The sequence below is a fragment of the Rhodococcus sp. IEGM 1354 genome (genome assembly GCF_030056855.1).
Lineage (GTDB): Bacteria > Actinomycetota > Actinomycetes > Mycobacteriales > Mycobacteriaceae > Rhodococcoides.
This window is the reverse complement of record NZ_JASHKT010000019.1, coordinates 25095-46769: the sequence shown is the minus strand read 5'-3', so window position 1 is coordinate 46769 and position 21675 is coordinate 25095. Positions and strand designations below refer to the sequence as shown.

Annotated in this window: 19 protein-coding genes; 14 read left to right on the top strand and 5 right to left on the bottom strand. The window is 59.8% G+C overall.

Features of this window, described 5'->3' with window-relative positions:
- Positions 1-446: 446 nt before the first annotated feature.
- From QM588_RS24785 to QM588_RS24770, 4 genes are all read left to right on the top strand, one after another.
- Complete coding sequence (locus QM588_RS24785) at positions 447-1841, top strand: MFS transporter (protein ID WP_283317273.1); 1395 nt, start codon at positions 447-449, stop codon at positions 1839-1841.
- Positions 1842-1865: 24 nt separating this feature from the next.
- Complete coding sequence (locus QM588_RS24780) at positions 1866-2648, top strand: HpcH/HpaI aldolase family protein (protein WP_283317271.1); 783 nt, start codon at positions 1866-1868, stop codon at positions 2646-2648.
- Between the two features lie 17 nt (positions 2649-2665).
- Entirely contained in the window at positions 2666-3631 is a 966-nt protein-coding gene (locus QM588_RS24775) for a C-terminal binding protein (RefSeq protein WP_283317270.1), read from the top strand.
- Between the two features lie 107 nt (positions 3632-3738).
- Complete coding sequence (locus tag QM588_RS24770) at positions 3739-4407, top strand: GntR family transcriptional regulator (protein ID WP_283317269.1); 669 nt, start codon at positions 3739-3741, stop codon at positions 4405-4407.
- A 166-nt stretch (positions 4408-4573) separates the two neighbouring features.
- Here QM588_RS24770 and QM588_RS24765 read toward each other — a convergent pair whose 3' ends face one another.
- The 3 genes from QM588_RS24765 to QM588_RS24755 form a co-directional block, all read right to left on the bottom strand.
- Positions 4574-5068, bottom strand: a complete 495-nt coding sequence (locus QM588_RS24765) for an NADPH-dependent FMN reductase (RefSeq protein WP_283317268.1) — start codon at positions 5066-5068, stop codon at positions 4574-4576.
- A gap of 170 nt (positions 5069-5238) precedes the next feature.
- Positions 5239-5736 carry a flavin reductase family protein gene (locus QM588_RS24760; protein ID WP_283317294.1) on the bottom strand — a complete coding sequence of 166 codons (498 nt, stop codon included), beginning with the start codon at positions 5734-5736 and terminating at the stop codon, positions 5239-5241.
- Positions 5737-6110: 374 nt separating this feature from the next.
- A complete protein-coding gene (locus QM588_RS24755) occupies positions 6111-7211 on the bottom strand; it encodes an LLM class flavin-dependent oxidoreductase (protein WP_283317266.1) in 1101 nt (366 codons plus the stop codon).
- A 693-nt stretch (positions 7212-7904) separates the two neighbouring features.
- Here QM588_RS24755 and QM588_RS24750 point away from each other — a divergent pair.
- The 3 genes from QM588_RS24750 to QM588_RS24740 all read left to right on the top strand — a co-directional run bounded on the left by QM588_RS24750 (position 7905) and on the right by QM588_RS24740 (position 12424).
- The gene (locus QM588_RS24750; RefSeq protein ID WP_283317264.1) at positions 7905-9317 is read left to right on the top strand and encodes an amidohydrolase family protein; all 1413 of its coding nucleotides are present in this window, start codon (positions 7905-7907) and stop codon (positions 9315-9317) included.
- 805 nt (positions 9318-10122) lie between these two features.
- Positions 10123-10989: a PaaX family transcriptional regulator gene (locus QM588_RS24745; RefSeq protein WP_283317262.1), complete on the top strand. Its 867-nt coding sequence runs from the start codon at positions 10123-10125 to the stop codon at positions 10987-10989.
- Positions 10990-11923: 934 nt separating this feature from the next.
- Positions 11924-12424 carry a 3,4-dihydroxy-2-butanone-4-phosphate synthase gene (locus QM588_RS24740; protein ID WP_283317261.1) on the top strand — a complete coding sequence of 167 codons (501 nt, stop codon included), beginning with the start codon at positions 11924-11926 and terminating at the stop codon, positions 12422-12424.
- Between the two features lie 72 nt (positions 12425-12496).
- On the opposite strand, the gene QM588_RS24735 is transcribed toward QM588_RS24740, so the two are convergent.
- Both QM588_RS24735 and QM588_RS24730 read right to left on the bottom strand, forming a co-directional pair.
- The gene (locus QM588_RS24735) at positions 12497-13258 is read right to left on the bottom strand and encodes a siderophore-interacting protein (protein WP_283317259.1); all 762 of its coding nucleotides are present in this window, start codon (positions 13256-13258) and stop codon (positions 12497-12499) included.
- Positions 13259-13477: 219 nt separating this feature from the next.
- A complete protein-coding gene (locus tag QM588_RS24730; RefSeq protein WP_283317257.1) occupies positions 13478-13939 on the bottom strand; it encodes a hypothetical protein in 462 nt (153 codons plus the stop codon).
- Between the two features lie 223 nt (positions 13940-14162).
- Between QM588_RS24730 and QM588_RS24725 the strand changes: the two genes are divergently transcribed.
- The 7 genes from QM588_RS24725 (at position 14163) to QM588_RS24695 (ending at position 21650) form a co-directional block, all read left to right on the top strand.
- Positions 14163-14285, top strand: coding sequence for a hypothetical protein (locus tag QM588_RS24725; protein ID WP_283317256.1), 123 nt, complete (start codon positions 14163-14165; stop codon positions 14283-14285).
- 332 nt (positions 14286-14617) lie between these two features.
- The gene (locus QM588_RS24720) at positions 14618-15874 is read left to right on the top strand and encodes a cytochrome P450 (RefSeq protein ID WP_283317255.1); all 1257 of its coding nucleotides are present in this window, start codon (positions 14618-14620) and stop codon (positions 15872-15874) included.
- Entirely contained in the window at positions 15874-16071 is a 198-nt protein-coding gene (locus QM588_RS24715) for a ferredoxin (RefSeq protein WP_283317254.1), read from the top strand. Before QM588_RS24720 ends, QM588_RS24715 begins: the two co-directional genes overlap by 1 nt.
- Positions 16068-17261, top strand: coding sequence for an NAD(P)/FAD-dependent oxidoreductase (locus tag QM588_RS24710; RefSeq protein ID WP_283317253.1), 1194 nt, complete (start codon positions 16068-16070; stop codon positions 17259-17261). Before QM588_RS24715 ends, QM588_RS24710 begins: the two co-directional genes overlap by 4 nt.
- A gap of 160 nt (positions 17262-17421) precedes the next feature.
- Positions 17422-19053: a phytoene desaturase family protein gene (locus tag QM588_RS24705; protein ID WP_283317251.1), complete on the top strand. Its 1632-nt coding sequence runs from the start codon at positions 17422-17424 to the stop codon at positions 19051-19053.
- A gap of 147 nt (positions 19054-19200) precedes the next feature.
- On the top strand, positions 19201-19989 hold the full coding sequence (locus tag QM588_RS24700; RefSeq protein ID WP_135046058.1) for a cyclase family protein: 789 nt from the start codon (positions 19201-19203) through the stop codon (positions 19987-19989).
- The gene (locus QM588_RS24695) at positions 19986-21650 is read left to right on the top strand and encodes a thiamine pyrophosphate-binding protein (protein WP_283317249.1); all 1665 of its coding nucleotides are present in this window, start codon (positions 19986-19988) and stop codon (positions 21648-21650) included. Before QM588_RS24700 ends, QM588_RS24695 begins: the two co-directional genes overlap by 4 nt.
- The last annotated feature ends 25 nt before the right edge of the window (positions 21651-21675 follow it).

The following is a 21675-nucleotide window of genomic DNA, read 5'->3' as shown; positions in this document are numbered from 1 at the left end:
GTGCCTTTGTGATGCAACCACATTGGTTCCCAAAAACGGATGGGCCTCTCTTTCCCAGCTCACGTGGCCGATTCGTTGAACGGTCACATTCTGCAGGCCGGTGGGCAGAGGTTGCGCGACCACGATGACCGCATCGATCGGTTCGAACTGGAGGCGGCTGCCCCGACCGTCATGAGCCGAAGCGATGTACCAATCCGGATGATCGCCGAGAAGGCATCAACTGCAGCAGCAGTGTTCGCAATTCGAGGTTCGGTCGGTCCACACCTTGCCCTGCCTCGAGACGGAGGGCAGCCCAAAGGGAGGACACAAATTCTCACGTGGTGCTTCGGCGGGTTCTCCGCTAGCAACGACGACCGAGCCCGTGCAAGTAGATCCGCGAAAACCTTGAAAGTGTCGACAGTATTCATTATGGTGTTTTCAAGCACACCTCAACTGAAGGAAGCTTCATGAGCGAACTATCGCTGCAGCACGTCACGGATGATCCTCAGCAACGAACTCGCCGCGCGGTCGCTGCCGCTACGGCAGGAACCTTCATAGAGTGGTACGAATACGGGCTGTACGCTTTCGTTGCGGGCCTGGTTATTGCCCCTCTGTTCTTCCCCCCGGATATCGGTTCACTGGCTCAGCTAGCCGCCTTCGGCACGTTTGCAGTGGGATTCATCGCCCGCCCACTGGGAGGGATAATTTTCGGCGCTGCCGCTGACAAATGGGGTCGCCGACCCGTGATGGTCATTTCTATTGTGCTGATGGGGGTCGCTACCACAGCCATAGGATTGCTGCCGCCGTTCTCCGCAATAGGATACTGGGCACCGATACTTCTCATCATATTTCGACTGATGCAAGGTGCGGGGGCCGGTGCCGAATTGGCTACTGCCATGATTTACGTCAGCGAGTCCACGCTACCGAAAAAGAAGGGATTCCATTCATCCTTCTTGATGTTCGGGTCGATGGCGGGAAACCTACTCGCGCTTGTTCTGTTCACGTCTTTGAGCACTTTTCTATCTACTGAGAATTTCCTCGATTGGGGATGGAGATTACCCTTCTTACTAGGCGCGATACTGACAATTGTGGGCATCGTTCTACGAAGCAAAATCGGAGAGACACCAGAGTTCGAGAAGATCAAGGAGTCTCGTAGAGCTGGACATATGCGAGAGGCTCGTGGTAACCCATTCCTTGCGATGGGCCACGCGTTTCGTGCGAGTCCAAGAAACTTTGCAGGAGGATTTCTCATACCATCCGGCCTCAATGTAACCGGATTTGTGGCAACTACTTTCGGGATAAGCTATCTCACCAAGCAAATCGGTCTGGAGCCAACCGAAGCCCTGCTGACGAACCTCGCTATGATCTCCACCGGAATGGTGTTCATCTTGATGTGGGGGAAACTTTCCGACCGGTTCGGTTCAAAGTCGATATTACTGACAGGTGCGATCGGTGGCATTGTTTTCGCGTTCCCCTACTTCATGCTCTTGGGCACTGGGAATCTAGCTTTGATCGTGCTGGCGAGCGTGATTCTATGGGGAGTGGGTTGGGCGACCGGATCCACGACTCAGACCCTTGTACTTCCAACTCTTTTCAAGCCGGAGTACCGAGCGTCCGGTCTTACGTCTTCACGAGAGTTGCAAGGCGGATTCATCGCCGGGCCAACACCACTTGTTGCTGCCGCACTAGTTCTCGCACTGAACGGTTCGCCTTGGCTCGTGGCAGGCATGTTGGTAGTTGCACAACTGATGACCATTATCGGAGCAACGATCGCGCGGCCGATAATTACGGCCGAAGACGCGGCAGCTACTCCTGCTTACCGAGGCCTTCTTACCATTTCCCCAAATGCTCGCACCAAGTAAAACGAAACAACGAGGAGAATTCAAGTGCCACTACACGAATTGCGTAAACACATTGCCGATCGCCCACTGATCGGCACAACGATTTTATCGACAGCCCCCTCGATTGTCGAGATCGCCGCAATGAGCCCATTCGACGTACTCTGCCTGGATGCTGAGCACTCAGCTCTAACCATCGAGCAGATAGAGACGCTTGTTCGAGCAGCCGACGTGCATAACAAACCGACTATCGTGCGCGTTCCGGAGGCCGGCCACTACATCGGTCGCGTTTTGGATCTCGGAGCGTCGGGAGTTGTCGTTCCCCGGCTCGAGACTGCGGACGAGGTCGCAGACGTCGTCCAACGAGCTCGTTTCGCACCGTCGGGAAAACGAGGGGCTGGACCGGGTCGCGGTAGCCAGTACGGGTACTCACTCGCAAGTAGTGATTACACAGCCCGAGCCAACGAGAGCAATTTGGTCATCGTGCAGATAGAAAACGCGGCGGCGGTCAACGCGATCGACGAGATTGTCAGTGTGCCCGAACTTGACGCCGTGGTGATCGGGCCTTTCGACCTCGCACTTTCTATGGGCGTCGCACCGTTCGGGCAGGAACACACCAAGGCGATCGAGAAAGTAATCGAATCCGCGACCGAACGCGGCGTAGCTACAGGTGCCTTCTGCTTCAGCGAACGCGACGTCGACTTCTACTCCAGGAGGGGCAGCCGAGTTCTCCTGATCGGAGGAGACCTACCGTGGATCTCGTCCGGCGTCGCAGCCGAATGGGACATGTGGGACCGTGTCAAGTCTGCAACCTCGACGGCGGTGGCGTGAACATGCCTAAAGTCATCATGACCAGCCTGGCCGTTCCTCTGGAAGCCGAGGCCGCCGACATCCTCGGTAGCGCGGGGATCGAGTTCGAGGCACGCAACTTGACGACGGAGGATGAACTCATTGCGGGTGCTACCGATGCCGACGCACTGATCGTAGTTGCCGAACCGATCAGTTCGGAGGTCTTACGCGCACTTCCTCGACTCAAAGTAGTCACCCGTTTCGGGATCGGACTCGACGTGGTCGACATCGCAGCCGCAACCGCAGCTGGGGTGTGGGTCAGCAATGTTCCCGACGCCAACTACCGCGAGGTTGCTGTTCACGCCATTGCACTTGCGCTCAACCTCTCGCGGCGAATAACCGTACTGGACAAAGCAATGCACGAGAGCGGATCGGCATCCCTGTCGCTGGCCTTTGGAACCCGACGGCCCGACGATCAAGTGTTCGGCTTGCTCGGCGTCGGCAGAATAGGACAGCGGGTAGCAACAATGGCCCGAGCTATCGGGTTTCAGGTCAAGGCATTCGATCCAGCACTCACTGAGGCGTCAGCACTCGAACAGGGCATCGACCTGGTGTCGTTCGATGAGCTCATAGCGACATCGGACATTCTGTCATTGCATGTACCCCTCACATCGGTAACCGCGAATATCATTGGCGAAGAACAAATAGCGCTGATGCCCCGCGGATCCATCCTTGTGAACGTCTCGCGTGGGGGCCTCGTAGACGAGACAGCCTTGGCGGTTGCGATCGAGTCGGGACAGATCGCAGGTGCCGGCCTGGACGCATTCGTCGGCGACACCGGTCCCCTGGACGCGAACAATCGACTCAGGTCCCTCGACCGAGTAATTCTGACTCCACACTCCGCGCACTTCAGCACAGAGTCGTTCACGGAGACGAAGACGAAGGCGCTCCACGATGTGCGCAGTGTATTGCAGGGTCAGCCCCCCAAGTACGCAGTGAACTCACCGCTTGCCGTCATCCGTTAGCCGACCGTCTGTGGTCCGCAGAGGTGCGGACCACAGACGGTCCTCAGGTCACGTCCACACTGCATCTGCTTCGATGGCGCGAATATTGGAAGGTTTATAGTTGTGTCATGTCCGCCGACGATCGAAACTTCGACAGCATCAACGTGCTGTCGCTGGTGGACGAGGCCCAACGACAGATTCGTAAGCGAATCGTGGCAGGAGACTTCGCACCCGGAGCACCGTTGCGAGATTCAGTGCTCGCTTCGCAGATGGGCATCAGCCGATCTCCGGTCCGTGAAGCGCTCAGGATGCTCGAGCAGGCAGGTCTTGTCAGAAAGGCCGCCAATCGCTCGTACCGGATTTCCGAGTTGGCTGCCACTGACATTCCGGAACTTGCCTCGCTTCGAGTTGCTGACGAGATTATCGCCGTCCGCTCGATCATCAAAAACCGCACGAACATAGAGTCATTGGATAAAGCGATCGACAGGTTTCGCGACGCCCAAGCGACGCCCTCGGAGATCGCCGAAGCAGATCGTGAATTTCATTCAACAGTCGTCGATCTCGCCGATATGCCACGTCTCAGTGCTCGCTACGCTGAACTGTCCGATCAAATACGTCTGGCGCTGATAGCCGCGGATTTCAACCATGATCTGGTCAGCTCGATCGCTGTCGACCGCCACGTCATTCTGCAAACCGCACTGCATGCCGCCGTACAGAGCGGTGAATCCGAAGCTGTCGTGCAGATGTGGGAAGAGCACATCCTCCGCGGAATGCGTGTCCCTGACCTGTTCCACTGAAACGCGTTCTTCATTCGGTCACCACCTCCTGAGGAACGTTAAGTCGGTTGCACAACACTGAGTAGCTGAGTCACACAACAACGCTCATGACTATCGGGTTCAACGAGAACGCAATGACCGAGTGCCCGAGCGCCGATCTACAAACGCCCGAGCGATCCCGTCCGCGTCAATTCCCTTGAAACAGAGCCTGCACCATGGGACGCCAGCGATCTGCGTATTCACCGATCACGACACCGTCGTCGAAGGACGAGTCCAGCAGATACAGTCCTGAGGTACAGGTGGCACCTAACTCGGCCAGTACAGGTCGCAGAGTCAACTCGGGCGCTAGTGCATGCGTCGGACCTCCACCCAGCATGAGCGGAACCGCCACTATATGTTCGAGGCCCGTGCCACCGGAAAATTGCTCGAGGAACAGTTTCAACAACCCACTGTAGGTTGCCTTGAAGGTGGGGCTGGCGAAAATGACCAGCCGTGACGAGGCTGTTCGATCCTTGGTTTCGGACACGTCGGGATCGCCCCAGCCAAGCAGTTTCGGGCCCAACTCGGACAATTCGATGGTTTCGTCGGCCTCACGGCCCGACAGCTGTTCAGCCAGCATTTCAGCTGCCCGACGGGTATGCGATCCCGGCTTGGGGTTGCCGACCACCACAGTCACACTCATTATCTGTCCTTACGATAGAAGTTTTCGCTGTCGGTCCGATAAGCAGAGGAAACACGTCGGCGGTCCCGGCGGCCAGACCGATCGAACCCGAAAGGCAACCCTGCGGGTATGGCTCAGTGATGAAGGTCGACTCTACTTGCGACACTCAGCAGCCTGAAGCCGTACTCGAATCACTCCCCCACAGCCGATAGCGCATGAAAACCACTGCCGTGGAAGACAAGCGGCGCGATACTGCGGTTTGTCCACAGTGCGTGGACAGCCAAGAGAACGAGTTCATGATCGCCGGCCGGAACGATCTCGTGCACCGAACAGTCCAACCATGCTGCGGCACCGACCAGGAACACAGCACCCTCATCGGTCGTGTCGAGTTCGATACCCGCGAAGCGGTCACCGTCGCGTGCAGCGATCTGCCGACACGCTGCCGATTGGCCGACACCGAGGACGGAAACTCCCAGTCTCGGGGACGTCGCCAGAGTGGGCCAAGTGGTCGAGGTGCGTTGTACGCAGACCGACACCAGTGGCGGGTCGATGGACACAGCAACGAAGGAGCTAGCCGAAATGCCGATCGGGGCTCCGTCCTGATGAGCGCAAATTGTGGTGACACCGCTCGCGAAGGCACCAAAAGCTTCCTTCAGCTTGCGCACATCACCGTCATGATCTTCGAGCACGGTGAAACTCCTAACTATCAGGTGGGATCGCGTGTCACGAGTAGTCGTGCAACGCTTTTCGTCTGTCGTCGTACGTGCGAGAGCCAGAAACGGCATGCGGGACGGCGCGGTGTTGTGTCCGGCCAGGGCGAAACAGATCTGGTTCGAGAAGAAGGCAGATGGCAATGCAGCCGAAAAGTGCACCTCCGCAACTCTTCCGTTACGGCGGGGATGGCCACGACGTTCGGTGTGGCCATCCCCGCAACGAGACACAAAATCCTTTCGCACGCTAAAGCTTCCAACCAATTGCACTGCAACGACGCAGGCTCGGCGCAGATCAGAATCTGTCGCGACCGCCTCGATGCATTAGCAGCACACCCGGTTCGACGCTGCAGTCACTCGTTGGGAGTGACTCGGGTCAGCACGCCGTACTCGGCAAGCTTCGGGAAAATACGATCCGTGACCGCGTCGAGGTCTTTCGTGTAGTCGGGAACGATCAGCATGAGGCCGTCGAGATCGCCGTCGTTCACTATGGTTGCCAAGCGCTCGGCGAGGGTGTCGTACGACCCGGACATATACCCGTCCATCAGAGCCTGCGGAGGAGCGCCCTCCGTGAAGAACTTCGAGTTGGCTCCGGTCTTCGCCGCATCCTTGTTCTGTGCATACCCGGCGATGATGTCGAGGACTGCTTCACTGTCCACGCCATCGTTGAAGTGCTTCACGCGGGCCTCGGCCAGCGCGTCTGTCTCTGCGGGCACGAGGGTAATCGATCCGTATGTCTTGAGATCGGTCCTGCCAAGTTCACGGGCAGCCTCTTTGGTTCTACGAACGGTGCTCAAGTACTTCGGTTCGTCGTTGGCCAAAGTGAACGCAATATCGCAGTTCTCAGCGGCAAAACGGAATCCACGGTCGGAGGATCCTGCGTTGACGAGTTCGGGCATCTTGGAGGGTTTCGGGCCCATGTGGCCGTTGTCCGTTTCGAAGAATTCACCCTTGAAATCGATGATCTCGTCAGTCCAGAACTGCTTCACCAAGGAAATCCATTCATCTCCGAGGTCGTATCTCTTGTCGTGGTCGAGGTCGTCGTTCCAGAGACCGACGTGGGACATATCGAGGTAGCTGGCCCCGGTCACGAGGTTGAGCCCCACTCGGCCAGGACCGATCTGGTCGAGCGTCGACACCATCTTTGCGATTGTCGCAGGCGGGTATACGACCATGTGTGTGGTCGCGAAAACCTTGATTCGGTCGGTGGCCTGGAGTAAGGCAGCCGATGTGGTTATCGATTCCAGAGCGTGCATCCAGTGGTTCGTCGGGCCTTTTCGGCCGCGCCAGATCGCCGGGCTCAGGGCGAAATCGAAACCTCGAAGCTCTGCACGCCGCGTAATATCGAGCACTCGGCCGAAGCTGCCGTCCTCGATAGCGGGCGAGTTGGCAGAATGAATCCAGCCGTGATTGCCAACCGGTAGAAAGATCCCGGTCTCGATTGTTTTCGCCACTTGGCGCTGTCCTCTCTGATTGAGTGATGGACAGGTGAGCGCTCTGGCCAAAAACAGCCTGGTCGATCGTCCTCCAGAAGGCGCCTGGGGCGCTATCCGTCGGTGCCGGAGATGCACTGTCCAATCCTTGAGTATGTCGAACTAGTATCGCTCGTCACACAACCGCGAGAGTAGTGGCAGTTTGCGATTTCGTCAACAAATCGGCTTCACCATTCGCACCGGCCGATCAGACCGCGTCACGCGGAGATCGAGCGCCCCAAGGCAGGTCAAAGCGTTACCGCAAGTCGGTACCAAACCAGTGAACAGACATCGCCGGGACACCCTTTGCGTCGGTCGTCACGACGCTGTAGGACAGTACCGCTCCCAGTGCCGCTGAAGCCACAGCGATCGAGCGGACCGACAACAACGCCTTCTTGACGGACGGCCGATATACGCGATACTTTTCAGTCGGAGCCGTGTCGCGCATGGCGAGAAGTATCGACCGGGTGAGCGCCCGCGAGCGGCTGGCTCTCGAAGATTCGGACACTGCAACCGAAGGGGACACACGCGCCCGCCACCTACGTAGCGCACTCCGGCAGAACTCATCCCGTACTGCCGGTGGGTCAGAATCCAATCACGCACCTCAGAAGAACGCCCCCGGCACTGCACCGCATTTTGAGCAATCCATACGTTGCAACATTGAGGAATAACACGATGACAAGCACTCAGACGCCCGTAGCCCAAGGGCAGCAGGAAACCGTGGACCTGGTCCTCGCCGCTGGTGCGGTGATCACGGTGGATCCCGGTCGGCAGATCATCATCGGAGGCGCAGTCGCCGTCGCAGGCTCGAAGATTGTCGCAGTTGGCAAGCGAGCGGACGTGCTTGCCCAGTACAAACCCGCTCGGTTGATCGACCGACCGAACGGCATTCTTACTCCAGGCCTGGTCGACAGTCATTCTCACCCAGCGGGTGCGTACCTGATTCGCGGGACGATCGACGAGCTGCCGGCCATCGAGCGGCTTACCCGAACGCTTATGCCGCACGAGGACGATCTTCGACCCGATGAGGCGTACGTCGCGTCGATGGCGACTTTCGCCGAGATGATCCGACACGGTACGACAACCTTCATCGATGCCGGTGGCCCGCAGACCGAGCAGACTGCGGCCGCAGCCACTGCGATAGGTATCCGCGGTGTCCTGGCCCCGCAGATGAGCGATCTCCCCGGTCCGTTCGAACGGAAAGTCCCGTCCGCGAATGAGGCTTTGGCTCACGCCGATGAGCTGTTTGCCCGATTCGACGGTGCCGCCGACGGCAGGCTCAAAGTCTTCTACGACTTGGACCATCCCCTGTCCGTGACCGACGAGTTGCTCGCCGGTGTCGTAGAGCACGCGCGAGCGAACAACACAGGCATCGTCGGACACTACATAGGGCGCAAACCGCTGGGTAAAATTCCCGAGCACGCACCGGATCTCGCACGTTATGAGCGGAGCGGCATCCTGGATCACGGCATTGTGCTCGGACATCTGGGGTGGATTCCGGAGGCAGACGTGCAGATGCTTGCCGCGTCCGCATCCTCTGTCGCACACTGCCCGTCCTCGTCGATGCTCGGTGCCCATGGCAACATTTCCAAGGGCGTGATTCCGGAGTTCGTCGCTGCTGGTGGCCTCGCGACGCTGGGCACAGACGGAGCTGCCATCAGCCGGTTCCTCGACCTCGTACGCGTCATGTACCTTGCGGCTGCCACACACAAGGACGTACGTACCGATCCTTCCATCATGCCTGCGACGACGGTATTCGAGATGGCGACCATCAACGGCGCAAAAGCGGCACGATGGGAAGACACCATAGGCTCGATAGAGGTGGGGAAAGCTGCAGACCTGGTCATGTTCGATGCGAGCGGTTTGACATTTGCACCGAATCGTTTTGCGGACCCGGTCAACGACATCGTCTACGCATCGAGCGGATCCGATGTCGAGACCGTGCTCATCGACGGCCGTGTGGTGATGAACGAAGGCAAACTGCTGTCTGTGGATCTGCCCGCATTGGTGGCCGATGTCGACGCTGCCGCGGCATCCTCGCTCGGTCGACTCGGTCGGGAGCAGAAGCCCAGCTGGCCTATTGTCTAGGGCTGCTTGGATATTAAGAAGGCCATTAGCCGGCGTCGTAACATACTTCGATTCAGTGTCCGAGGTATGTTACGACCCTGGACGGAAGCGACTTCGTCCCTCTCTTTCGAAGAAGCAGTCAAGGCTGCACCTTAATCCGACTGGGCTGCAGTAGCTTTTAACGAATGTGACTGTCTGCAACTCACAGCGGCCGAACGGTGACACCACACCGAGGGGACCAGGCCCGTCGGTCACAAAACCACGCTCCGCCCCGAGCAGTTTCGAACACGCCCAGCGCCGATTCGAGGCCCTTCGGTCGCGCAGTTGAACGAAAGCAGAGAAGCCGCGGTCGCCATCGATGAGCCTTCGACTTGCAACCGAGCATCGATAGCTTTACTCAAAGCGCTTCTCGGGGTTGAGGTTTACCGATTTTTCAGGATACGCAAGGTCAGCAATGTGTCTGATATCGATGCATCGCCCACCCGAACAGTATGAGCTCGACTGGCCGGTCATTTCCCCTCGGGGACTTCTGACTCGACCGCCTAGCTGTCCGGCCCCGGAACCACGGTAGGGAAGGGCTCCGCGACAGGCTCTTTCCTTTCGCCGGCCGCGAGCCGGCGACGCAGACATCCCCGCTGCCCGCCATGGAGCGGCCGTTGGAGCACCTGTTCTGCTCCACGCGCGGTATATCGAATTGTTAACGTCGATATACTGGGCGATACATTCAAAGAAAGGTTGCCATGACCACGCGTTATGCACACCTCCTTATGCCAACCCCAAGCTCGGAGAGCGTGGATCAGACAAACCCGTATCGTATGGTGATCTCATGAAGCAAGATGCGGACGTTCAGGTGGGCATCGGTGCTGGCCGCGACACGCGTCTCGCGCAGTTGATTCTCACCATTTTCGGCTTGTGTGCGCGCTCCGAAGGCAATTGGCTCTCCGTCGCCTCTGTGGTGTCACTCATGGGAGACCTCGGAATGGACGGCCAAGCTGTGCGTTCCTCGATCTCCCGACTGAAGCGGCGCGGGGTCTTGTGTGCCGAACGGCACGGCGGTGCCGCCGGGTACTCCCTTTCAGAATCAACGCTCGAGGTTCTGGCCGAGGGCGACGTTCGAATCTTTCATCGGAAGCGTGCGGCCGAGGAAGACGGTTGGGTTGTCGTGGCCTTCTCCGTTCCCGAGTCCGAGCGAGACAAGCGGCACGCTCTCCGCTCCCATCTCACACGCTTGGGTTTCGGGACCGCGGCCCCTGGCGTATGGATCGCCCCAGGCACGATGGCACGCGAAGCGCGACACACCTTGGATCTTCGGGGCTTGTCCGAATACGTGGATATGTTCAGCGGAAACTACATCGCCTTCGGTGACCTACACGCAAAGATTCGCACTTGGTGGGATCTCGACGAGCTGACTTCCTTGTATGCAGATTTCCTCGAGGTCTACCGCCCGGTGTTGCATCAGGCAAAGTCTCCGACCATAACGCCATGTGAGGCGTTCCAGATCTACGTACCCATGCTCACTCAATGGCGCCGACTGCCGTACCGCGATCCAGGCATTCCACTCTCGCTACTCCCCCCTGCTTGGAACGGCGAGGCGGCAGGTGCCCTGTTCGACCAACTCAACGAGTTGCTCAACGCACTCGCGCACAAACATGCCTTCAACGTGGTCCACGGTCGAGGATCGCTTGCTGAGTGACCCCCTGCCTTCGGCGGGTTTCGCGTCGCCACCGTAAATCATCTTCTCTTGTGATTCCCGAACTACAGCGCGATTCGGACCACTCGTATTCGCTGGGTAGGCGGCGGATGTCATCGAAGATCACCACACCACCCGCCATAGTGCCACTGTCGCCTCCGTCGCTAGTACGAAATATTATGGTCTTGCGGGCTTACCCACACCCCACCGAGCAAGCGTCCAAGTTGGATGTCACACTGCTCGGAATCTAAATGTCGCGAACTCGCGATCCGAAATGCGTTGTCAGCTTCGTACATCCGCCGATGCACGCCGACTTGCGCTCAGCGTCGTAGTCGGTGCATGACGCCGCGAACCCGCCGTTGCGAGAACCTCGTCACGCGTGACCGCAGCCCTGACGCTCTTCCGAACTCACTGCCGATGCAACGGTCGGTTGACGCGGATCACACCCGGTCGACATCGCGACCCGGCGTCAAACTTTATCCTCCTATCGGTAGACGCCCGTTCAAAAGACGCTATAAACTCTCCTGATAACCCGCCCGCCAGTCCGGCCTTCGTCGAACAAGGCTTGCCAGGGTGGGCGGAACCAGTGATCGGAACAAGAATCATGGCACTCGAGGGCACACAAGTCGTCAATAACGGACCTATCGCTCGTCATCGCGGATGTGACCGCCGACCTGGCCAGTCCAGCCTCACAACCACGTTTGCCTAACCCCCAGCACACCATCCAACGACTCCCTGCGCTCGTGGAGCGGGTCTTCTCAGCGCGCAAGGTGGTGCGGTCAGCCGCAACCCGTAGCGCCGATTTCCGCAAGGCCACGAACCGTCGATGCCACTAGGCATCCCGACATCGGACAGGAACTTCGACATGAGCGCTACTACTTTGAAACGCGGCAAAATGCACCGAACGGACGGAAGTTACGTTTCAGGTCTATCCGTCTTGCTGGATTCCGAGGGCGCGGTGCTGTTCGGCGCTGCCGAGACAGTTACCGCCAAGGACGTGGCGATGGCAGTGCGATACTCGTCCGGACTCATACACGCGGCCATGCACTCCGAGGACCTCGACCGGTTGCGCATTCCTGATCAACCCATCTTCGATAGTGAGCGCAGTGGTCTCTGCTTCACAGTCGCAGTCGACGCAGTCGGTGTGGGCACCGGAATATCGGCTATCGATCGTGCGCACACACTCCGAACCCTCGCCGATTCTGGCACCACCGCGGACGATCTCCGCCGTCCAGGGCATGTCCTACCCGTGCGCTGTCGTCGAGACCTTGAGGAACACGCGCACACTGTCTACGAACGCGCGCTCAGCGCGGTGGTAGCAGGCGGAAATGCTCCGGTTGCGCTGGTCTGTCGAATCGTCCAAGACCAGGGACCCGAAGTGTCCGACATCGAAGCGTGCCTGTTCGCTGAGCGTCACAAATTGACAGTCTTGCCCTAGAAAACGATCCTTGGACCTGACGCTTCCGCCCTTCGGACACCTCGTCACGCGGACCGTTCTGTTCGCGGAGAATCAGCCCGGGCTGTTTTTGCCGTGCCGCCAATATCCACCGAAGGTGATGTCGGACTTGGGGATTCCTCGATCGTTGACCAGATGCCGTCGCAGTCCCGTCGGCAGCTTGTGCTCACCGGCAACCCAGGTGTAAAACCTCCCGGGAGGAAGGACCGAATCCTTGATTTCGCGCAGCAACTGCGTCCCGGGCACTTCGCTCAGGTTGTCACGAACGATCCAGTTGATACGCGCGGACCGCGGGGCAGGCACCGTCTCGGGAATGTCGGACGCCAGAGGAACTTCGAGGAACACCTCGGTTTGTAGATCATCAGGAGCACACTCGAGGATAGACAAAACGGCCGGTACAGCGCTTTCCTCGCCAGCCAGCAAATGCCACCGAGCATCCGATGGCGGTAAATAGGTGATGCCCTCGTCGAAGATTCCTACCGGATCGCCCGGCTGCGCGTGCTCGACCCACCTCGCTGCAGGGCTGACGTCTCCGTGGCGTACGAAGTCGATGTCGATTTCCGAGGCGTCGGGCCTGAAACGTCGGATGGTGTAGTTGCGTACCCAGGGTCGCCGCGACTTGGGCTGGAGGAGAAACTGCGCCATCCATGCATCATTCGACACTGTGGGCATGTGCAGCTGCATCTGACCATCCCGCGGAAAGAAGAAGCGAACGACCTGATCGAATCCAAGGTAGTCCAGGTCGGCCAGTCCGTCGCCTCCCACAGTGACCCTCCTGAAGCTCGGGCTGATCTCAACGTTGTCGATGACCGTCAACGCGGTCATCTTCCGACCCTTCGGACGTTGCACTTTCGGAATCACGCTCATCTGACAAAACCTCCGCGATCGAATGGGCGTTAAGGAGAAGCTAACATTAGGGTAGGCTAAGCTACATTCGATTTGCAAGAGTTCACGGTTGTGCGCGAACGTGATTCAGTGACACCGACAATGAGCCCCGACCTGGCGACGGAGGGCTCTACGTCCCCTCTGCCCAAGTCAGTCGGCTATGGCGTCGAGGATGCGGTCGAAGTCGGTCTCGTCGATGAATCGATCGGCCATAGCTCGACCGACCTGCAGGTTGAATCCCGAGAGGTTCAACGAAGAAACGTCGTCCTCAGTGGATGCTGTCCGTGAAGCCGCCTCGCGGACCCAGTCCGACAGCTGCTCGATCATCGTTTCGTGATCGAGCAATCTGGCTGCGTAGCGCGCAGCGATCTCGTACGGGGTTCCACCGGCCATGCCCGGCCGTAGGTCCGGAGCATCGATACGTGCCATCTTCAACCATTTCGAGATCGCCGGCTGGGTGACCCCGTTGGCCTTCGCCAGGCGTGTTTGGGTCCACATCTTCTGCTCGTGGAGCAGGCGCAGACTGCGCAAGAATTCGACGCGGTCGACAGCGCCATTTGCTCTGGACGTCATCATGGTCGTCTCGAGCTCGCGTTCGGGCACATCGGTCACAGCTACCACCTCAATCCTGACCTCAGCCTGCTGAATATATCGCCTCATCGACGATCATTTCAGAGAAGAAATACCCTGAGGTAAGTTCCGAGACGAGGAAATACATATGACACGTCACACCGCCACAAGGCACCGCTCCCGGCTTATCGGTATTGGCTCTTTGCTTCGTCACCATCGTGTTCGACGGCTATGACCTGGTGGTCGACGGATAAACGGTGCCACCGTGATCGCGTACGAGGGATGGAACCTCGACAGCGGTTCAGCCGGTCCGATCGGCAGCCTTGCCTCGGTGGGCATGTTGCTCGGCACCCTGCCCGTTGGCCTGATGACCAGCACCGAATGTTGATAGCGTTTGCGCGCGTAAGACATTCGCGCCATATCAGCCGAGCCCTGCGCAGCGACCACCGATCAATGTGCCGCCAATGCCTCGAGTGGTCACAGAACGGCGGAAAACAATGAATGCGACTGTGATTACCGGATCGATCGACACCGAGAAGAATAGCCCATCACCGATGGTCTGCCGATCGAGCGCCTATTGACCGGGGAAGGGAGCCACAGCTATACCCCGAAAGGCATACCGAACACTCGAATAAGCATTTCTTGAGCAAGGCGGAGAGTGTGACAATCAAGACACTGCCGGTGGTCCTCTTGCCATCGTATTCACTCTCGGAGGTCCAGATGACTGTTGACGCCTCGCCGCCCCAAGTGTGTCCCGTCGCCCACGACTTCGATCCACTCAATGCTGGCTACCTATCCGATCCGTACCAACCTCTCAAATCCCTTCGCGACGAGAGTCCTGTGCACTTCGTGCCATCCTTCGGCTACTGGCTCGTCACGCGCTACGCCGATATCGCTGGGGTATTCGCAGACCGCGAGACTTTCTCGGAACGCATTGCCCAGGAACCACTTGCACCGTTGAGCGAGGAGGCACGCCAGATTCTGACGGAGGGTGTACGCAACACTCCGGTACTCACGAACTTCGGCGCTCCAGGGCACACCAGAATTCGTCTCCGTCTCGCGCGCCCGTTCCTTCCTCGTCGGGTAGAGCAACTACGCCCACTTATCGAGCAAAGGACTGGAGAGCTTATCGACAAGTTCGCCTCGAACGGCAGTGCGGATCTGGTTGAAGCGCTGACTTTCCCGCTTCCCGCCTTGACAGTATTCGGCCTCATCGGTTTCCCAGCTGAGGACGCCGACCAACTCAAATCGTGGTGCGACAACAAGCTCGAAGTCAATTGGGGGCGTCCGTCTCCGGATTACCAGCAGCGGGCAGCAACGAACATGTCGTTGTTCTGGGACTATTGCGAACGATTCGTCACTACACGACTGTCCGACCTGGCCGACGACCTCACCTCCGAACTGATCCGCCAACGCGAGACCGATGAAGATGCCCTCGATGACCGCGAAATCACCAGTGTGATCTTCGCGCTGAGCTTCGCCGGACACGAAACCACCACCAATTTGATCGGCAACACTCTGCGCCAGCTGCTCTCGCGGCCGGACCTTCTCCTCGCGATCCAAGCCGATCCCAGTTCGATCGACCGAGCGGTCGAGGAGACTCTTCGGTTCGATTCATCGGTAGTGGCGTGGCGACGTGTCACCACCAAGCCCACAACCATCGGAGGTGTGGAGGTTCCCGAGGGAGCAAAGCTGATGCTCAGTCTTGCCTCCGCGAATCGCGACCCCGAGCAGTTTGCAGATCCGGAGACTTTCGATATCGGTCGGAAGAATTCTCGAACACACCTGTCCTTCGGTAAGGGTGCGCACTTCTGCATGGGACAGCACCTTGCACGTGTCGAAGCTCGCGTCGTCATCGAGATGCTCGTTTCCCGCTTGCCCGGACTTCGATTGTCCGATGAACAACGGTGGAGCTTTCCTCCCAACATCTCATTTCGTGGCCCGAAAGAACTGCAAGTGGAATGGGATACCAACTGATGCACATCACCATCGCGCGAGAAAAGTGCACGAGTTGCGGCAACTGTGTGTTGGTCGCGCCAGAATTCTTCGATCTCGACGACAACGATGCCCGGGTCGTCCTCATCAAAGATCAACCTGACGAGTCCGAAATCGACACCATCCGCGAGGCCATCACCGATTGCCCCACTGACGTCATCGACCTGGTCGACGCATGACCCGGCACCATCGAACTGTAATTGTCGGTGCTTCCCGGGCCGGCCTCGCCGCCGCTCAGAGTCTTCGCCAGTCCAATCAGGATGAACACGTAACGTTGATCGGCGAAGAACGGTGGCTGCCCTACGACCGGACCACTCTGTCCAAAGATGTTCTTGCAGGCCTCCTCTCAGCCGAAGGCGCGATGCTTTGCGCTGAAGAGCAACTCGACGGCATTGATTTGAGGCTCGGATCGCGTGCAACCGCCTTGAACGTGGCAGAAAGCACGGTGGATCTCGACAACGGTAGCGCGGTCCAATTCGATTCACTCGTCATCGCGACCGGAGCAACCCCGCGGCGCCTGCCCGGAAGTGCAGGCCTGAAGGGTGTCCATGTGTTGCGCACGTTGGACGACAGCATCGGATTGGCTGAAGACCTTGCAGAATCAGACCATATTGCTATCGTCGGCGGAGGCTTCATCGGTGCTGAAATCGCCTCTACTGCAACGGCTCTAGGCCGTCGAGTGACATTAGTGGAAGCCGGACCGGCACCGATGTCCGCCGTGTTGGGGACCCAGATCGGGCAGTGGTCGGCTCAGTTGCACCGTAGTCACGGCGTCGACGTACGCACCGACGTGAGAGTAGACGGAATTACCAGCCGTCTGGGTCGGGCCAACGGACTCTCCCTTTCCGATGGGTCGTCAGTAGCAGCAGACCTGGTTGTCATGGGGGTAGGTGTCACGCCGAACGTCGGGTGGCTGGCAGGCAGCGGACTCCATCTCGACAACGGCGTCATGTGCAACGACAGGCTTCGAGCAGGGCCGAGCATATACGCCGCAGGTGACGTAGCTTGCTGGCCCAATCCCCTCTTCGACCGCACCATGCGCATCGAACACTGGACAAATGCCAGTGAGCAAGGGGCTGCGGTTGGGCGTGCGATCGCAACTGGCGAGTATCGCACTTTCGCTCCCGTCCCGTATGTATGGTCCGATCAGTACAACCTTCGGTTCCAGCTCTACGGAGATGTTGCCGGAGCCGACTCGGTACGGATTGTCTCTGGTTCGCTGCAAGAAACACCGCTGGTTGCACTTTATGGTCGACAGGACCGACTGGTGGCGGCCTTGGGCGTAAATGCGGCGAAAGATCTACTCAAATATCGTCGATTGATCACACAGCAGACCTCCTGGGACGATGTCGCCGCCGAAATGGTCTGAGTCCGAGGCCTTCCTGCTGCAACACTTCTCGCCGCTGTCGGCGGAGACCTCCGCTCGGCATGAACGTGTCGATGCCGATGAGGGCGAAGCAATAGCTTTTTCCGGTGAACCCGAGTGACTACCGTGGAACCATGACCATACTCGAGAAGCGGATACACGGGTGAGCACCCGCACGTTCGACGCGGTTGTGGTCGGTGCGGGAATCAACGGGATGGTCGCTGCCGCAGAACTTGCCGGCTCGGGATGGTCGGTCGCTCTCGTCGACGAGCGCGAGAAGCTCGGAGGATTCATCGCCTCGGATCCGCTGACGTGTCCCGGTTTCGTCCACGACACCTTCAGTTCCTGGCACCCCTTGTTCGTCACCGGTGGCGCATACGCGACTCTCGGGGACGACCTGCACCGTCATGGCCTCGCGTATTCCAACTCCGACGGAGCTGTCACGGGCGCGGTCTCGGATCGGGGCGTAGCAGTGGCGCATCGCGACCCAACGCAAACCGCCCAGAGCTTCGAGCACGAACACGATCGAGTGGCGTACGCAGCGATGCTGGCCGATCTGGAATCCTGGTCCCCCCATGTGTTCGGTGCCTTGGGCTCGGAACTGCGGCCGTTCGATCTCGCTCGCCTGGGCACATCGATGGCGCGCGCACTCGGCAAGGACGCCAGCTTCGACATGCTACGCGTCTCGGCACAGAGCGGACGCGCGCTCATCCGTGAGCGCTTTCGTGGTTTCGAGGCCGACCAACTCTGGACTCCGTGGTTACTGCATGCAGGCCTGTCGCCCGACCACGCGACCGGCGGGCTGATGCTGCCGATCATGGCTCTTACTATGCACGCGGCCGGACTTCCTGTGGTGACCGGTGGTGCGGACAATTTCGTGACCGCATTCGCCCGCGTGCTCAACGAGCGCGGGGTGACGGTGATACTCGGTGAATCCGCGCAGCACATCGAGATTCGGTCCGGTCGCGCCGTTGCCGTGCAACTGGCCGACGAGAGACTGTCGGCGACGCGAGCCGTACTGGCATCGACAGCAACGCCCAGACTCTACGACAACCTGCTCGATCCTTCGGCCGTTCCTGTTGCAGGCCGACGCGCCGCCGACCGGCATCGCCCGGGCCGTGCTGCAATGCAACTGCATTTTGCGTTGGACCGTCCCGTTCGGTGGTCCGATTCGCGCCTGGACGATGTGCCGCTGGTGCACATCGGAAGCGGTGCGTCGAGCACCGGAATCGCCTGTGCACAAGCCGAATCAGGCTATCTACCGTCAGATCCCACGATCGTCGTCGGCCAGCAGTGCGTCCTCGATCCGAGCCGAGCTCCGACCGGCAAGGCTACTTTGTGGGTACAACTACAGGAGCTGCCGTTTGCGCCGAAAGGTGATGCTGCGGGGTCGATCTCGACGGACGGTACGTGGAATACCGACACGACGGCAGCGTACGTCGATCGCGTGTTGGACTCGATCGAGCGTTTCGCACCTGGTCTACGTTCGACCGTGTTGCACGCGTATTCCATCCCGCCGACCGCGCTGACGGCTGCGAACGCCAACGCCGTCGCAGGCGATCCTTACGGCGGTGCGGCCGAAATCGATCAATCGCTGCTTTGGCGCCCCGGCACCGGCACAGGCCACCGCACCGGCATCGACGGACTGTTTCACATCGGTGCTTTCACGCACCCCGGGCCCGGACTCGGCGGTGGTTCGGGCCACCTGGTTGCTCAGCAACTACTCGCGCCATCTCGTCGCACACGCAGTGTCGATCGCGTTCGCAGAGCTATCGAGAAATTAACATCGAAATGATGACGGGAGTCACTCGGGCGCTATATCGTAGCGGTGTTCGGTCACCAGGCGCGGTTCTGCCACGTCTACGGCAGCGCGGCCTGCGGGTATGAGATCTCGACTTAGCCCGAACAGTAACTTCGACAGAACCGACGAAAGGCTCGACCGATGACCACTCCAGCGACAACCTCGACACTCACCAACCTGTTGACCGAGCTGGCCAACGGCGCGCTACGGATCGTCGACCTCACTGCTCCCCTGTCGTCCACGACACCGGTGCTGGCGCTGCCCGCACCGTTCGCGAACACGATCTCACTGTCCCTCGAGCCCGTCAGCGACTTCGACGATGCAGGCCCAGGATGGGGATGGAACAACATCCACACCGGAGAGCACACCGGCACTCACGTCGATGCGCCCGCCCACTGGGCGACCGGGCGCGACGGTCACACCGTCGACACCATTCCCCCGTCACGACTCGTCGGCCCCGCCGTCGTGCTGGACTTCACCGCCGAGGTCGCCTCGGACCCGGATTTCCTGCTCGAGCCCGCCCACCTCGACGAGTTCGTAGCAAAGAACGGCCCCCTTCCGGACAATGCGTGGTTGGTCTTCCGCACGGGATGGAGTGCTCGAAACCAGAACGCAGAAGAATTCCTCAACGCCGATGACGACGGCCCACACACTCCCGGCGTGTCGGTCGCAGGTGCGCAGTGGCTCGCCGCTTCGACCATCTCCGGATTCGCCGTCGAGACAGTGGGCATCGACGCCGGCCAAGCGGCCGCGATGGAACCGATGTTCCCCGTCCACCACCACCTGCTCGGCGCGGACAAGTACGGAGTCACCCAACTGCAGAACCTCGATCAACTCCCCGCCGCAGGCGCGGTACTCGTGGTATCCCCCCTCCCCATTGTCGGCGGAACCGGCTCTCCTGCACGTGTTCTCGCGTTCGTGCCGGCATGACGCGCACGGTTGCACACCTGGTAGCGGACGTGCTCGCCGATCTCGGCGTCGGCCACATCTTCGGTGTCGTCGGTAGCGGTAACTTCGACGTCACCAACGCCCTCATCGCACGCGGCATCCCCTACACAGCAGCACGCCACGAAGGAGGCGCTGCGTCGATGGCCGATGGATTCGCGCGCCTTGCAGCGCTACCCGCGATTGTCAGCGTGCACCAGGGTTGTGGGCTGACGAACGCGATGACCGGCATCGGCGAGGCCGCCAAGAGCCGCACCCCCGTCATCGTGCTGGCCGCAGACGTCGCGGCATCGTCGAGATTGTCGAACTTCCGCATCGACCAAGACGCACTCGCCCGCAGCGTCGGCGCCGTTTCCGAGCGTGTGCACTCGGCGGCGACCGCCATTGCCGACGTGACCCGAGCGTGGCAGACCGCCGTGCACGACCGTCGCACCGTGGTGCTCAATTTGCCGCTCGACGTACAGTCCGCTCCCGCACCGGAACACGCCGGCACCGTCGCGCCCCCCTCGGCTCCCGAGCCGGTGCGTCCGGCACACTCGGCAGTCGAACAGTTCGCAGCCCTCATCGCAGGGGCGTCGCGACCGGTGTTCGTCACCGGCCGTGGCGGTCGCACTGCGGGCCCGGAGATCTCGGCCCTGGCCGAGCATGCCGGGGCGCTCGTGGCGACCTCTGCCGTCGCAAACGGTCTGTTCAGAGGCGAAGAATTCGATCTGGGAATCTCCGGCGGATTCTCGGCTCCGCTGACCGCGCAATTGATCTCCGACGCAGACCTCGTCGTGGGGTGGGGATGCGCGCTGAACATGTGGACGATGCGACACGGATCCCTCATCGGGCCGGATGCACGAGTGGTCCAGATCGACGACACCGCCTCCGCACTCGGTGCGCATCGACCCATCGACCTTGGAATCCATGGCGACTGCGCAACCACTGCGATCGATGTTCTCACCGAATTGACTCGTAACACCAAGGCGCGCCACGGATACCGGACTCCGGAAGTATCCACCGAACTCTCCGCACGGCGCTGGTGGAACGATACCGAGACTCCCGACTTGTCCACGTCCGAGACCATCGATCCGCGCCCGTTCACCAAAGCCCTGGACGACATACTGCCCGCAGAACGAGTGGTAGCCATCGACTCGGGCAACTTCATGGGATATCCGTCGACGTATCTACGCGTCCCCGACCACATGGGTTTCTGCTTCACGCAGGCGTTCCAATCCATCGGGCTCGGGCTGTCCAGTGGCATCGGAGCAGCGTTGGCTCAACCCGATCGCCTCGCCGTGATCGGGACCGGAGACGGCGGCTTCATGATGGGCATCTCGGAACTCGAAACCGCTGTCCGACTGGGACGTCCGCTGCTGATCGCGGTGTACAACGACGCGGCCTACGGTGCGGAGGTTCACCACTTCGAGCACCTCCCTCATGATGGTGACGCTGTGAATTTGTCGACTGTCACGTTCCCCGACATCGACATCGCCGCTATAGCAGAAGGTTTCGGTGCCCGCGGCGTGACGGTACGTACGCTCGCCGACATGGACGAAGTACGACGATGGGCCTCAGCACCGAACGGCGTCATGGTGATCGACGCCAAAATCGCCGCTGACGGCGGAGCATGGTGGCTCGCAGAGGCATTCAAAGGCCACTGAACAACAGATCCTCGTCCTCACTTTC

Coding starts and splice junctions, on each gene's coding strand:
- QM588_RS24785 (WP_283317273.1), top strand. CDS start 447: ATGAGCGAACTATCGCTGCAGCACGTCACGGATGATCCTCAGCAACGA.
- QM588_RS24775 (WP_283317270.1), top strand. CDS start 2,666: ATGACCAGCCTGGCCGTTCCTCTGGAAGCCGAGGCCGCCGACATCCTC.
- QM588_RS24770 (WP_283317269.1), top strand. CDS start 3,739: ATGTCCGCCGACGATCGAAACTTCGACAGCATCAACGTGCTGTCGCTG.
- QM588_RS24765 (WP_283317268.1), bottom strand. CDS start 5,068: ATGAGTGTGACTGTGGTGGTCGGCAACCCCAAGCCGGGATCGCATACC.
- QM588_RS24750 (WP_283317264.1), top strand. CDS start 7,905: ATGACAAGCACTCAGACGCCCGTAGCCCAAGGGCAGCAGGAAACCGTG.
- QM588_RS24745 (WP_283317262.1), top strand. CDS start 10,123: ATGAAGCAAGATGCGGACGTTCAGGTGGGCATCGGTGCTGGCCGCGAC.
- QM588_RS24720 (WP_283317255.1), top strand. CDS start 14,618: ATGACTGTTGACGCCTCGCCGCCCCAAGTGTGTCCCGTCGCCCACGAC.
- QM588_RS24715 (WP_283317254.1), top strand. CDS start 15,874: ATGCACATCACCATCGCGCGAGAAAAGTGCACGAGTTGCGGCAACTGT.
- QM588_RS24710 (WP_283317253.1), top strand. CDS start 16,068: ATGACCCGGCACCATCGAACTGTAATTGTCGGTGCTTCCCGGGCCGGC.
- QM588_RS24700 (WP_135046058.1), top strand. CDS start 19,201: ATGACCACTCCAGCGACAACCTCGACACTCACCAACCTGTTGACCGAG.
- QM588_RS24695 (WP_283317249.1), top strand. CDS start 19,986: ATGACGCGCACGGTTGCACACCTGGTAGCGGACGTGCTCGCCGATCTC.